General features: G+C 70.9%; 9 protein-coding genes. 3 read left to right on the plus strand and 6 right to left on the minus strand.

The features are described 5' to 3' along the window. Window positions 1-273: 273 nt before the first annotated feature. On the minus strand, window positions 274-696 hold the full coding sequence (locus tag ACFVFR_RS12895; protein WP_383700486.1) for a Rieske (2Fe-2S) protein: 423 nt from the start codon (window positions 694-696) through the stop codon (window positions 274-276). 506 nt (window positions 697-1,202) lie between these two features. Between ACFVFR_RS12895 and ACFVFR_RS12900 the strand changes: the two genes are divergently transcribed. Continuing rightward, entirely contained in the window at window positions 1,203-2,141 is a 939-nt protein-coding gene (locus tag ACFVFR_RS12900) for a carbohydrate kinase (RefSeq protein WP_383700488.1), read from the plus strand. Between the two features lie 91 nt (window positions 2,142-2,232). Here ACFVFR_RS12900 and uvrA read toward each other — a convergent pair whose 3' ends face one another. Further along, complete coding sequence (gene uvrA, locus ACFVFR_RS12905) at window positions 2,233-5,250, minus strand: excinuclease ABC subunit UvrA (RefSeq protein ID WP_383700490.1); 3,018 nt, start codon at window positions 5,248-5,250, stop codon at window positions 2,233-2,235. Window positions 5,251-5,431: 181 nt separating this feature from the next. Between uvrA and ACFVFR_RS12910 the strand changes: the two genes are divergently transcribed. Both ACFVFR_RS12910 and ACFVFR_RS12915 read left to right on the plus strand, forming a co-directional pair. Continuing rightward, window positions 5,432-6,145, plus strand: coding sequence for a maleylpyruvate isomerase family mycothiol-dependent enzyme (locus ACFVFR_RS12910; protein WP_383700492.1), 714 nt, complete (start codon window positions 5,432-5,434; stop codon window positions 6,143-6,145). A 4-nt stretch (window positions 6,146-6,149) separates the two neighbouring features. Then, the gene (locus ACFVFR_RS12915) at window positions 6,150-6,806 is read left to right on the plus strand and encodes an MBL fold metallo-hydrolase (RefSeq protein ID WP_383700494.1); all 657 of its coding nucleotides are present in this window, start codon (window positions 6,150-6,152) and stop codon (window positions 6,804-6,806) included. Window positions 6,807-6,962: 156 nt separating this feature from the next. Here ACFVFR_RS12915 and ACFVFR_RS12920 read toward each other — a convergent pair whose 3' ends face one another. The 4 genes from ACFVFR_RS12920 to uvrB form a co-directional block, all read right to left on the minus strand. Next, the gene (locus tag ACFVFR_RS12920; RefSeq protein WP_383700496.1) at window positions 6,963-7,946 is read right to left on the minus strand and encodes a TerC family protein; all 984 of its coding nucleotides are present in this window, start codon (window positions 7,944-7,946) and stop codon (window positions 6,963-6,965) included. 295 nt (window positions 7,947-8,241) lie between these two features. Continuing rightward, a complete protein-coding gene (locus ACFVFR_RS12925; RefSeq protein ID WP_383700498.1) occupies window positions 8,242-10,182 on the minus strand; it encodes a TerD family protein in 1,941 nt (646 codons plus the stop codon). A 301-nt stretch (window positions 10,183-10,483) separates the two neighbouring features. Beyond that, window positions 10,484-11,062 carry a TerD family protein gene (locus tag ACFVFR_RS12930; protein WP_383700500.1) on the minus strand — a complete coding sequence of 193 codons (579 nt, stop codon included), beginning with the start codon at window positions 11,060-11,062 and terminating at the stop codon, window positions 10,484-10,486. Between the two features lie 188 nt (window positions 11,063-11,250). Further along, window positions 11,251-13,377, minus strand: coding sequence for an excinuclease ABC subunit UvrB (gene uvrB / locus ACFVFR_RS12935; protein ID WP_383700502.1), 2,127 nt, complete (start codon window positions 13,375-13,377; stop codon window positions 11,251-11,253). Window positions 13,378-13,558 lie beyond the last annotated feature (181 nt).

Raw genomic sequence — 13,558 nt, forward strand, 5'->3', positions numbered from 1 at the left:
GGCGGGTCGGCCGACGCCTGCGGCGCTGGCCGGCGCGGCCGGGCGCCACGAGCGCGAGGCCCGGACCACACGTCCGTGAACGGCGAGGAGAGGTGGCCTGCGCCCGGGCCCGCAGGGTCCCACCCGCACGGACGGCACCGCGCGCGGCGCGGGCTCACCCTCCAGCGCGGCCCCGGCCACGCGAGCGGGGAGCCGCGCACCCGCCGCGCGAGCGGCCCCCGGCGAGCGGGTGGCCCGCGAACGGCTCGTACGCGCGCGCCCCGCCCTCGGCCGTCACGCCTTGGGGCCCGCCACCAGCTTCCCGCCCTCCAGCCGCACCGGCACGGCGGGCAGCGGGGCGCCGGCCGGGCCGTCGAGCACCTTGCCCGTGGCCGGGTCGAACTTGCTGTGGTGGCAGGGGCACTCGGCCTCGCCGTCCTCGATCTTCCGCAGGGTGCACCCCGAGTGCGTACACACCGCGCTGAACGCCCTGAACTCCCCCTTCGCCGGCTGCGAGACGAGCAACCGGTCGTCGCGGTAGAGCTTCGCCTCCCCCACCGGAACCGCGTCCGGGGACCCCAGGTCCACGGGGGCGGTCGGCGTCGCCGGCCCGGGACGGGCGGCGCCCGCCGAGCACGCGGCCACGCCGAGCCCGGCAGCGCCCGCCAGTGCCGCCCCTCGCAGCACGGTCCGACGGCTGGCGCTCTGGCAACTCATGGGTACTCCACAGGGCACTTGGGGGAACTGGATCACGAAGCGAGCACGGCCGACGATACCCGGCCAGATGGCCGGGTCAGCGCCCGCGTCGGCGTTTACGCACCGCGTTCCCGTACGGTAATTTCTGCCCGTTCCCCGGGCGCCGGGCCCGCGTGCGCACCACGCGACGCGACCGGTCCCCGAGCCCGTCGCGCGAGCCGTGGCGGCCCCGGTTCGGCGCGGCGCGCCCGTCGAAAGGCACCGACGTGAGGACCCCGCACGAGGCGGCGCGGCGCTCGGCCCCCCGACGGCCACCGATCCGCCGAACGCCACCCCGCCGCGCACCGCGCGTCGACCACCCGGCGCCCGGCCCCCCGCCACGCGGGGCCCGCCACCCCCGCGCCGCTCGTCCCGCGACCTTCCGGACCGGCCGTCGTACGCCGTCGCCCCGCCCGCCGGCTCCCGCGCACTCCGTCGCCCGCCGCGCCGCGCACCAGCGGCCCGCCCCCTGGAGAGGACTCCCCCTCGTGATCGTCGTCGCCGGAGAAGCCCTGATCGACCTCGTCCCCAGTTCGGCGCCGCCGTCCGCCGCCGGGGGCCTCGCCCCGCTGGTCCCCCGCCGGGGCGGCGGCCCCTACAACACCGCGCTGGCCCTGGGGCGGTTGGGCTCCCCCACCACGTTCTGCTCGCGGGTGTCCACCGACGGCTACGGCGCGGCACTCCTGGACGGCCTGCACGCCGCCGGGGTGGACACCGCCGCCGTTCAACGCGGCCCCGAGCCCACCACCCTGACCGTGGCCGAGATCAGCGAGAACGGTTCGGCCGGCTACGTCTTCTACGTCGAGGGCACCGCGGACCGGCTCTTCCAGCTCCCGGCCGCCCTGCCGCCCGGGACCACGGCCCTCTCCCTGGGCACGTGCTCACTGGTCCTCGAGCCCGGCGCCACGGCGTACGAGGCGCTGCTGCGGCGCGAGGCGCAGCGTGGGGTGTTCACCACCCTGGACCCCAACATCCGAGCCGGGCTGATCGCGGACCCCGCCGCCTACCGCGCTCGCTTCACGAGCTGGCTGCCGCACATCGACCTTCTCAAGCTGTCGGTGGAGGACGCGACCTGGCTCGCCGGCTCGCCCGACGTCGTCGCCGCCGCACGCGACTGGCTCGCGGCGGGCCCCTCGGCCGTGGTGATCACCTACGGCGCGGACGGGCTGGCCGTCCACACCCGGCCCGGTGTCGAACTACGGGTCCCGGTCGCACCGGTCGACGTCGTCGACACCATCGGCGCGGGCGATACGGTCAACGCCGCGCTCCTGCACCGGCTCGCCGCGCACGACGCGCTGTCCAGGGCCGCGGTGGCCGGCCTCGCGCCCGACGCCTGGCGGGACATCCTGTCCTTCGCCGCCCGTGCCGCCGCCCTTACCTGCTCTCGCGCCGGCGCCGAGCCCCCCTTCGCCGCCGAACTCGCCTGACTCGACCGGGCCGACGCCGCGTCGGCCCGGCCGCCGGTGGGTGGCCGCGCCCGTCGGGCGGGGGCGCGGCCACCCACGGCCCGCTCGCCGCCTAGCGCGCGGTCCGCTTCGTCGCGGTCTTCTTCGCGGTGGCCTTCGTCGCGGTGGCCTTCTTCGCCGCCGTGCCCTTGGTGGGCGTGGCCTTGACGCTCGTGGCCGCCGTGGCCTTCTTCGCCGCGCTCTTCTTCGCGGTGCGCTTGCGCGCCGGAGCCACGGCCGCGTCGCTGACCCGGTCGCCCAACAGGTCCCGGAGGAACTTGCCGGTGTGGCTGGTCGGCACGGACGCCACCTGCTCGGGGGTGCCCTCCGCGACGACGAGGCCGCCGCCGCTGCCACCCTCGGGGCCCATGTCCACGACCCAGTCGGCCGTCTTGATCACATCGAGGTTGTGCTCGATGACGATCACGGTGTTGCCCTTGTCGACCAGCCCGGACAGCACCTTGATCAGCTTGCTGATGTCCTCGAAGTGCAGACCGGTGGTCGGCTCGTCCAGGACGTACACCGTGCGCCCCGTGGACCGCTTTTGCAACTCGCTGGAGAGCTTGACGCGCTGGGCCTCACCACCGGAGAGGGTGGGCGCGGACTGGCCGAGCCGCACGTACCCCAACCCGACCTCGTTGAGCGTGCGCAGGTGCCGGGAGATGGCCGGCACGGCCTCGAAGAAGTCCAGGGCCTCCTCGATGGGCATGTCCAGCACCTCGGCGATGGACTTGCCCTTGTAGTGGACCTCCAGCGTCTCGCGGTTGTAGCGCGCGCCGTGGCAGACCTCGCACGGCACGTACACGTCCGGCAGGAAGTTCATCTCGATCTTGATGGTGCCGTCACCGGAGCAGTTCTCGCACCGGCCGCCCTTGACGTTGAACGAGAACCGGCCCGGCAGATAGCCGCGCACCTTGGCCTCCATCGTCTCCGCGAACAGCCTGCGGACATGATCGAAGACGCCGGTGTACGTCGCCGGGTTGGAGCGCGGCGTCCGACCGATCGGCGACTGGTCCACGTGCACGACCTTGTCGACGAGGTCGTCGCCCTCCACTCGGGTGTGGCGGCCCGGGACCGAGCGCGCGCCGTTGAGTTCACGCGCCAGGTGCGTGTACAGGATGTCGTTGACCAGGGTCGACTTGCCCGAACCGGAGACACCGGTAACCGCCGTCAGCACGCCCAGCGGGAACGACACGTCAATGTCACGGAGGTTGTTCTCTCGTGCGCCGTGCACGGTCAACTGCCGCTCGTGGTCCACCGGTCGCCGGTCGTCCGGCGTCGGGATGGCCCGCTTGCCGGCCAGGTACTGCCCGGTCACCGAGGCGTCGTTGCTCAGCAGCTCGGCCAACGGACCGCTGTGGACCACCTTGCCGCCGTGCTCGCCCGCGCCGGGGCCGATGTCCACCACCCAGTCCGAGGTCTTGATGGTGTCCTCGTCGTGCTCCACGACGATCAGCGTGTTGCCGAGGTCGCGCAGCCGGACCAGGGTCTCGATCAGTCGGTGGTTGTCGCGCTGGTGCAGGCCGATGGACGGCTCGTCCAGCACGTAGAGCACGCCGACCAGGCCCGATCCGATCTGGGTGGCCAGCCGGATGCGCTGGGCCTCGCCGCCGGAGAGGGTGCCGGCGGCCCGGTTCAGCGAGAGGTAGTCGAGGCCGACGTCCACCAGGAAGCGCAGCCGCTCGTTGACCTCCTTGAGCACCCGCTCCGCGATGGTCTTCTCGCGGGCGCTCAGCTTCAGGGCGCGCAGGAACTCGGCGCACTCGCTGATCGACATGGCCGAGATGTCTGCGATCGACCGGTCCTGCACCGTGACCGCGAGAACGATGGGCTTGAGCCGCGTGCCCTCACAGGTCGGGCACGGCACCTCGCGCATGTAGCCCTCGAAGCGCTCGCGACTGGCGTCGCTCTCCGCCTCGGAGTGGCGCCGCTTCACGAACGGCACCGCCCCCTCGAAGGCCGTGGTGTAGGCGCGCTCACGTCCGTACCGGTTGCGGTAGCGCACCTCGATCTGCGTCTTGTGTCCGTTGAGCAGGGCCTTCTTGGCCCGCTGGGGCAGTCCGGCCCACGGGAGGTCGGTACGGAAGCCCAGCGCGTCCGCCAGCGCGCCCACCAGCCGCGCAAAGTAGTCCTTGGTGTGGCCGTGGGACCACGGGTGGATGGCGCCCTCGTCGAGCGACTTCTCCTCGTCCGGGATGATGAGCTCCGGGTCCACCTCCATCCGGGTGCCGATGCCGGTGCACTCCGGGCAGGCGCCGAAGGGCGAGTTGAACGAGAAGGAGCGCGGTTCGAGCTCCTCGAAGGACAGGTCGTCGTACGGGCAGTAGAGGTGCTCCGAGAACATCCGCTCACGCTGCGGGTCGTCCTCGTCGAGATCCACGAAGTCCAGGATGACCATGCCGCCGGACAGGCCCAGGGCGGTCTCCACCGAGTCCGTCAGCCGCCGCTTGGCGCTGTCCTTGACGGTGAGGCGGTCGACCACCACCTCGATGGTGTGCTTCTCCTGCTTCTTGAGCTTCGGCGGCTCGGAGAGCTGCACCGTGACCCCGTCCACACGGGCCCTGCTGTACCCCTTGGTCTGCAGGTCCGAGAAGAGGTCGACGAACTCCCCCTTGCGCTCGCGGGCCAGCGGGGAGAGCACCTGGAAGCGGCTGCCGGGGGGCAGCTCCAGGACACGGTCCACGATCGCCTGTGGCGACTGACGGGCGATGGGGCGCGAGCACTCGGGGCAGTGCGGCTTGCCGATCCTGGCGAACAGCAGGCGCAGGTAGTCGTAGACCTCGGTGATGGTGCCGACCGTGGAGCGCGGGTTGCGCGAGGTGGACTTCTGGTCGATGGAGACCGCTGGCGAGAGCCCCTCGATGAAGTCCACGTCGGGCTTGTCCATCTGGCCCAGGAACTGTCGTGCGTAGGAGGAGAGCGACTCGACGTAACGGCGCTGCCCCTCGGCGAAGATCGTGTCGAACGCGAGAGACGACTTGCCCGACCCCGAGAGCCCGGTGAAGACGATGAGGGAGTCACGCGGGAGGTCGAGCGAGACATTCTTGAGATTGTGCTCGCGAGCGCCACGGACGATGAGACGGTCGGCCACGCCGGTCGGCACCTTTCTTGAGAGAGGCGGAGCGGAGCGGAGCCCCGGAACCCAGAGTAGGGGGGACGCCCCGGAGAGATGGTGGTTCGATGCCACACACGAGCCTATAGCACGCACATTCGAATAACGGAGAAAGCCCACCACCTTCACCCGATCGAGTGGCGCGGACTACCGTTGGATCATGACTGACTTCGCGCATGACGCGGCTGCCGTGCAGGCTGCCACCGATCGCCTGCTGACCGCGGTGACCCCGCTGGACGACGAGGCTGTCGCCCGTCCGTCGCGGTTGCCTGGCTGGACCCGCGGCCACATCCTGGGCCACCTCGCCCGGAACGCTGACGCCATCGTGAACCTCCTCACCTGGGCGCGCACCGGCGACGAGACCCCGATGTACGCCAACGACGACGCCCGCAACGCCGACATCGCCCGCGATGCCAACCGCCCGATGGCCGTACATCTCGACGACCTCCGCACCAGCGCGTTCCGCTTCAATTCGGCGACCGCGGCCCTGAGCAAGGACCGGTGGGACTACGTGGTCGCCATGCGCAACGGCGTGACCGAACGCGCCGCCCGGCTCCCCTTCCGTCGCCTCGTCGAGGTCGAGCTGCACCACGTTGACCTGGACATCGGCTATGAGCTCACCGACCTGCCGGCCGACTTCGTGGAGCGGGAGGTGGAGTTCCTGGCCAGCGGTAAGTTCGCCGGGCACGCGGACGTGCCCGCGCTGACGCTCACGGTTCCCGGCGGGCACACCTGGCGCACTGGTCGCACCGACAGGGAGCCCACCACCGTCGAGGGTACGCCCGTCGCGCTGCTCGGTTGGCTCACCGGCCGAACCGACGGCTCGGACCTGTCCTCGGGCGCCCCGCTGCCCACGATCCCGCCACTAGGCTGAGGTCATGACGTACAGCGGAGCGGTGGAGGTCGGCGGCCCCGCCGACGTGCACGAACTGACCGATCTCATGGTCTCGAAGATCGCGGTCGGTCCGATGAACAACAACGCGTACCTGCTGCGCTGCCGGGCCACGGACGAGCAGCTCCTCATCGACGCGGCCAACGACTCCCCGCGCCTGCTCGCCTTCGTCGGCGACGACGGCATCGCCTCGGTGGTCACCACTCACCAGCACGGCGACCACTGGCAGGCGCTGGACGAGGTGGTCCGCGTGACCGGTGCCCGGACGTACGCGGGTCGCCACGACGCCGACGGCATCCCCGTGCGGACCGACGTCCTGGTGGACGACGGCGACACGATCCGCGTGGGGCGGGTCGAGCTCACCGCGCGCCACCTGGTCGGACACACCCCGGGGAGCATCGCCCTGGTCTACGACGACCCGCATGGGCACCCGCACGTCTTCACCGGAGACTGCCTCTTCCCCGGCGGGGTCGGAAACACCTGGGGCGAGGAGCGATCGTTCGCCAGCCTCATCGACGACGTCGAGCGCAAGCTCTTCGACGTCCTGCCGGACGAGACCTGGGTCTACCCGGGCCATGGAGCGGACACCACGCTGGGCGCCGAGCGCCCGCACCTGGGCGAGTGGCGCGAGCGCGGCTGGTAGCCGTCCCCCGAGGCAGCGCGTACAACACAGTGCCCCTGGCGTCCGTGGACGCCAGGGGCACTGTCGTGCGCCGCGCGTCGGCAGGGGCTCCGCGCTCCGGCGCACCGGGAGGGCGCCGCCGGGTCCCGCCCCGGCGGCGCCTGGTCGTGCGAGCCCTCAGGCGTCGACGCCGTTCTTGTTCTCGGCTTCCGCCTGGGCCTGCTTCTTCGCAGCGCGCAGGCTGGTGATCGTGGTGACCACGAGCACCGCGCAGATCACGCCGAGGGAGACCGGGATGCTGATCTCGGGGACGTTCACACCGGACTCGTGCAGCGCGTGCAGCACCAGCTTCACGCCGATGAAGCCGAGGATGACCGACAGCCCGTACGAGAGGTGGACCAGCTTCTTGAGCAGGCCACCGATGAGGAAGTAGAGCTGTCGCAGGCCCATCAGGGCGAAGGCGTTCGCCGTGAACACGATGTACGGGTCCTGGGTGAGGCCGAAGATCGCGGGAATCGAGTCCAGGGCGAACAGGATGTCGGTGGTACCGATCGCCAACATCACGATGAGCATCGGCGTCATCAGCCGCTTGCCGTTCTCGACGACGAACAGCTTGGTGCCGTGGTACTTGTCGGTCGACGGGAACCGTCGCTCCACCAGCTTCAGGAAGCGGTTCTCCTCGAACTCCTCGTCCTCCTCCTCGGCCCGCGCCTCCTGGATGAGCTTCCAGGCGGTCCAGACGAGGAAGGCGCCGAAGATGTAGAAGACCCAGGCGAAGTTGGCGATGATCGCCGCGCCCGCGCCGATGAAGACGGCGCGCAGCACCAGGGCGATGAGCACGCCGACCATCAGCACCCGCTGCTGGTAAATCGAGGGCACCGCGAACTTCGACATGATCAGGACGAAGACGAAGAGGTTGTCGACGCTCAGCGACTTCTCGGTGATGAAGCCCGCGGTGAACTCACCGGCCGGCTGCCCTCCCCCGAAGATCAACAGGCCGAGCCCGAAGAGACCGGCGAGGGCGACCCACACCGCCGTCCAGATACCGGCCTCCTTGATGGAGACCTCGTGCGGCTTGCGGCCACCGATGAAGAAGTCGATGGCGATCAGGGCGGACAGACCAACGATGGTCAGCACCCACATGGTCAAGGAAACGTCCACTGCTCCTCCGGCAGATTGCGTACGGCAACTATCAGCGTCGTCGCTGCCGGAGGTCTCTTCCGCCTGAGTCGGCCACACGTGTCACCGACCCATCAGGCCGACGCCCCGGGACCAAGGTCCGTGATGACGGGAACGTCGCAACAGGGAGTACTCCCCTCCGCAGACAGAAGAGTACAGGGAAAGCCAAGGAATAGTAAAGAGAGTAAAGAGCGAGCTAAACACGCAGAACGCACGGGCGCCCTGGTGTACCCGACCAGTGGTTCCGTGGTCGAGCGGCCAGGGCGCCCGTCAGCCGTCAGTCCGCGATGTCCTGTCCTCGGTAGGACTCCCTGGCCCGGGTCACCTCGCGGAGCACCCGCGTCAGGACCTCGCTGCCCTGCGGCGCCTGCGAGGGCTCGAACGTCCACGCGTGCCCGACCCAGGGGTCGGCCAGGTGGTCGTCGGCGATGGGCGTCACCCGCAGCAGCGCGCGCCACAGCGGGTCGAGGACCGGACCGTAGGCCCGCGCGTCCTCCCGGTCGGCCACCATCATCAGGTGCACGCCGACGGAGGGCCCCTCGTCCGCCAGGTACCGCAACTGGGTGACGGCCCGGTCGTCGAACCCGTGCGGGAAGTCGTTGACGATCAGCAGCTGCTGCGCGGTGTCCAGGTCGCGGGGCAGGGCGTCGACGGCGTCGCTGCGTATCGCCATCTGCACCAGGTCAACCCGCTGGGTCAACTTCGCCAGCACCGCCGCCACCCCCTGGGCCCCCGCCGCCGGCGGCTCGGCCAGGACTCCCGTGCCGGTCAGCGGGGTGAGCGCGGTGGCCCCCGCGCCGGCCGGGTCGATCACGTGCACCGTGAACTCGCCAGCCGGATACACCGCGATCAGTCGTGCCGCGTGCGCGACGGCACTCTCCATCGCCAGTCGGCGCAGCTCGGTGGAGTCGACCATGGCCGCGTCCGGAGATCCGCCGCGACCGCTGTCCACCCACAGCCCGCGCTCCAACGGCAGCCGGACGATCATGGGAATACGCAGATCCGTCTGTTCGGGCAGGTGCAGGTCCCCCAGCCGCAGCGCCATGGGCATCTCCATCGGCACCTCGTACGCCTGCCACACCGGGCTGCTCCAGCGCGCGTAGGCGGGCGGCAGCGCCGGCTCCACCACCTCGGCCTCGGCGACGAGCTGGGCCAGGTCGCGGTCCAGTACCGCACGGGCCCGCTCCACGAGCTCCGTGTGCCGACCGCGCGCCTCGGCACGCGCCGCGTCGGCGAGCGGCCCGATACGCGTGCGCGGGTCGGAGAGGACCGAGTCGAGCTCCTTCTCCATCCGCGAATCCGCGAAGTCGACAGCGCTGCGATAGGCGGCCGTGGTCCGCGCCAGATCCTCGAACATGCCCCAGACCTGGTTGTACAGCCGCTCCTCGGTCGTCCAGCCGGGAGCGTCGCCCGCCACGGGCCGCGGGGGCTGGCCCGCCGGGCCGGGCTGCGGGGCGGCGGGCGGCGGGGTCGGCGCGGCGGTGTGCCGGCCGGGGTGGCGGTAGTTCACGGGGCCGTCCGCCGAGGAGGCCGCGGCGTCCGCGCCGGCCGGGGCGGGGCCCGTGCCGGTTCCCGGGGCCGGGTCACCACCGCCCGCCGCGGCCGTGCGCAACCGGCCGTCACCGCCGTTGGCAGGCGTCGCCGGCGGTGGCGCGAGCGACTTGGCCATGCCGCGTGCCACCGCGTCGTTGATCTCCGTGGCCAGCGCCGTCGCCTCGGGCAGGCCCCGGTCGTGGAGCATGGCCGCGAGCCCCCCGGCGTACCCCTGACCGACGGCGCGCACCTTCCACGCGTCGTTGCGGCGGTACAGCTCCAGGGCCGTGACGGCGGACTCCGCGTCGAGGTCGGTGATGGTGAAGGTGGCGATCTCGTCGCCGTCCAGGTCGGTCACCGCGACGAACGGGGCGGCCAGGCCGCCGAACCGCACTGGTCCGCCCACTCCGGTGGGCAGCGCGAGGAGGACGGTGACCGTGTGCACGGCCTCGGGCATCGCGCCGAGGTCCACCGCGAGACGGTGGTCGGCCGCCGCCTGCCGGGACACCTCGAGCCCCGGTATCTGCGGGGCGGCGGGGTGCGCGACCCAGTCGGCACCGCGCACCCTTCCCTGGTCGTCTCCGAGTGTCGCTCCGGCGACGACGGGCTTCCCCGCCGCGATCCGGACCTCCAAACGGGTCTGAGGCAGCGGGAAGTTCTGCCCCCGGACCAGCTCGGCCGTCATCACTGCGCCCTCTCGTCGGTGGTGTGCGTGGGTGGGTGGTGCGCCGCAAGGCGTACGTCCACGGTGGCGTGCGGTTGCCCGACCTGGCGGTCGTGCGGACGCGGTAGGGCCCCGCCTTCGTGGCAGGGCCCCACACGCCCGGGTGTCGCGACGTCGCGGCCGGCCGTGCCCCCGTCGGGCGAGGTGGCCCGCCAGGGACGCGGCGGCGCGGGGCGCGACAGGTCCGCGTACGCGAGACGCCCTCGGTCCCCACGAGCGAACGGCTCGACGGGCGGGTGGCGCGCGTGGCGGACCAGGCGTCCTACAGGTGCGGGACGATCGTCGGCATCAGGTCCTGGAACGTGCGGCCGTTGGCCGGGGTACCGATGGCCGTCATCTGCCAACCGTTGCCCGCCCGGTGCACCTTGGCCATGATCTGGGCCGTGTACTGCCCACCACCGGTGAGGGTGTAACGCGCCATCTCCTGGCCGTTGGTCTCGTCCACCAGCCGGCAGAAGGCGTTGGCGACCTCCGCGAAGGTCTGGCCGGTGAAGGAGTTGACGGTGAACACGATCTGGTCGACGTGCACCGGAACCCGCTGCAGGTCGACGAGAATCGACTCGTCGTCGCCGCCCTGGCCGGCGCCGCCGACGAGGTTGTCGCCGGTGTGGCGGACCGAGCCGTCGTCGCTCGTCAGGTGCCGGAAGAAGACCACGTCCACCGGCTGCTTGTCCGCGAACAGGACGGCCGACGCGTCGAGGTCGACCTCCTTGGTGCGGGTCCCGAACAGGCCACGGCGAGGCGCGGCCTGCCAACCCAGGCCCATCCGAACGGCGGTCAGAGTGCCGCCGTCGGCCTTCTGAAGGCTGATGGCCTGGCCCTTGGACATGTTGACCGTCACGCGCTGTACCTCTCTCGACGTTTCCCCGGTCGCCCGTCTGTACGACCTGCTTGAACCCTATGCACTGCGCCCGCCGCTCCGACCACCCGCGTCCGGCTTTGTGTCGCTCTTGCAACACACCGCCGGGTGTGGCGCGACACGGCCCCGTCTCGCGCGCCCCTGGGGGCGTGCCCGCCACCCGCCCGCTGTCAGGCCAGTCCCGCCTCACGCATCTGTCGCAGCTCCTTCTTCAGCTCGCCCACCTCGTCCCGCAGCCGCGCCGCGACCTCGAACTGGAGGTCCGCCGCCGCGGCCCGCATCCGCTCGGTCATCTGCTCGATCAGCTCGGCGAGTTCGGCCGCCGGTCGGTCCGTCGGCGTCGCGCTCCTGCCGCTCCCGGCCTTGCCCCGCGTGGACTGCTTGGCCAGCGCCGGCACGGGGGCCTTGCCCTTGCCGTTGTCGGGCTGCCGGTAGCCGGTGCCGAGCAGCTCCTCGGTGTCGACCTCCTCGCGGGCGATCGTCGCGACGATGTCGTTGATCTTCTTGCGGAGCGGCTGCGGGTCGATGCCGCGCTCGGTGTTGTACGCGATCTGCTTCTCGCGGCGCCGGTTGGTCTCCTCGATGGCCGTGGCCATCGCCGGGGTGATCTTGTCGGCGTACATGTGCACCTGGCCCGACACGTTGCGCGCCGCGCGGCCGATGGTCTGGATCAGCGACGTCCCGGAGCGGAGGAAGCCCTCCTTGTCGGCGTCGAGGATGGCCACCAACGAGACCTCGGGCAGGTCGAGCCCCTCGCGCAGGAGGTTGATACCCACCAGCACGTCGTACTCGCCGGCGCGCAGCTCGCGCAGCAGCTCGACGCGGCGCAGGGTGTCGACGTCGCTGTGCAGGTACCGCACCTGGATGCCCAACTCGACCATGTAGTCGGTCAGGTCCTCGGCCATCTTCTTGGTGAGCGTGGTGACCAGGACGCGCTCGTCCTTCTCGGTCCGCAGCCGGATCTCGTGGATCAGGTCGTCGATCTGCCCGTCGGTGGGCTTGACGACGACCTCGGGGTCGATCAGGCCGGTCGGGCGGATGATCTGCTCCACGAACCCGTCGCCACGGGCGAGTTCGTACTTGCCGGGGGTGGCCGACAGGTAGACCGTCTGGCCGATGCGCTGGAGGAACTCCTCCCACTTCAGCGGGCGGTTGTCCATCGCGGACGGAAGTCGGAAGCCGTGCTCGACCAGGGTGCGCTTACGGGAGGCGTCGCCCTCGTACATGGCGCCGATCTGCGGAACGGTCACGTGCGACTCGTCGATGACCAGGAGGAAGTCCTCCGGGAAGAAGTCGAGCAGCGTGTGCGGCGCGGAGCCCGGCTCACGGCCGTCGATGTGCAGCGAGTAGTTCTCGATGCCCGAGCAGGTGCCGATCTGGCGCATCATCTCGATGTCGTAGGTGGTGCGCATCCGCAGGCGCTGGGCCTCCAGCAGCTTGCCCTGCTTCTCCATCCGGGCGAGCGTCTCCTCCAGCTCGGCCTCGATGCGGGTGATCGCCTTCTCCATGCGCTCGGCGCCCGCGACGTAGTGGCTGGCGGGGAAGACGTGCAGCTCCTGGTCCTCGGAGATCACCTCGCCGGTCAGCGGGTGCAGCGTGGAGAGAGCCTCGATCTCGTCGCCGAACATCTCGATGCGGACGGCCAGCTCCTCGTAGACCGGGAAGATCTCGATGGTGTCGCCGCGCACCCGGAAGGTGCCCCGGGTGAACGCCAGGTCGTTGCGCGCGTAGTGGATGTTCACGAAGCGCCGGAGGAGGTCGTCGCGGTCGAGCTCGTCGCCGACCGTGAGGTGCACCATGCCCTTGACGTACTCCTGCGGCGTACCCAGGCCGTAGATGCAGGACACGGACGCGACGACGACCACGTCACGGCGGGTGAGCAGCGAGTTGGTCGCGGAGTGGCGCAGCCGCTCGACCTCCTCGTTGATGGAGGAGTCCTTCTCGATGTACGTGTCCGACTGCGGTACGTACGCCTCGGGCTGGTAGTAGTCGTAGTACGAGACGAAGTACTCGACCGCGTTGTTGGGCAGCAGCTCGCGGAACTCGTTGGCGAGCTGGGCCGCCAGCGTCTTGTTCGGCGCCATGACCAGGGTGGGGCGCTGCAGCTTCTCGATCATCCACGCGGTGGTGGCTGACTTGCCCGTACCGGTCGCGCCGAGCAGGACGACGTCCTTCTCACCTGCTCGGATGCGCCGTTCGAGCTCGGTGATCGCCGCCGGCTGGTCGCCGCTCGGCTGGAAGGGGCTGACGACCTCGAAAGGTGCCACCTTGCGCTGGATCTGAGATACGGGCCGCATGGAACCACCGTACGGCTCACCACTGACAACGGCCTCGGCACGGCCACGTGGCCTGGCGTCTTCGGTTACCCGGGCCCACCACACCGAACACAGTCGGTCACTGTACGCATCAATCCGAACGCATCAGGGCACCAGTGCACCGATTCGCCGCACCAGCGCAACGAACGAAAGGCTGTCGTCC

The organism is Streptomyces sp. NPDC057702 (assembly GCF_042799315.1).
GTDB lineage: Bacteria > Actinomycetota > Actinomycetes > Streptomycetales > Streptomycetaceae > Streptomyces.

Excerpts from the sequence above, each read along its gene's own strand:
- uvrB (WP_383700502.1), bottom strand. The coding sequence starts at position 13,377 with ATGCGGCCCGTATCTCAGATCCAGCGCAAGGTGGCACCTTTCGAGGTC.
- ACFVFR_RS12915 (WP_383700494.1), top strand. The coding sequence starts at position 6,150 with ATGACGTACAGCGGAGCGGTGGAGGTCGGCGGCCCCGCCGACGTGCAC.
- ACFVFR_RS12910 (WP_383700492.1), top strand. The coding sequence starts at position 5,432 with ATGACTGACTTCGCGCATGACGCGGCTGCCGTGCAGGCTGCCACCGAT.
- ACFVFR_RS12925 (WP_383700498.1), bottom strand. The coding sequence starts at position 10,182 with ATGACGGCCGAGCTGGTCCGGGGGCAGAACTTCCCGCTGCCTCAGACC.
- ACFVFR_RS12895 (WP_383700486.1), bottom strand. The coding sequence starts at position 696 with ATGAGTTGCCAGAGCGCCAGCCGTCGGACCGTGCTGCGAGGGGCGGCA.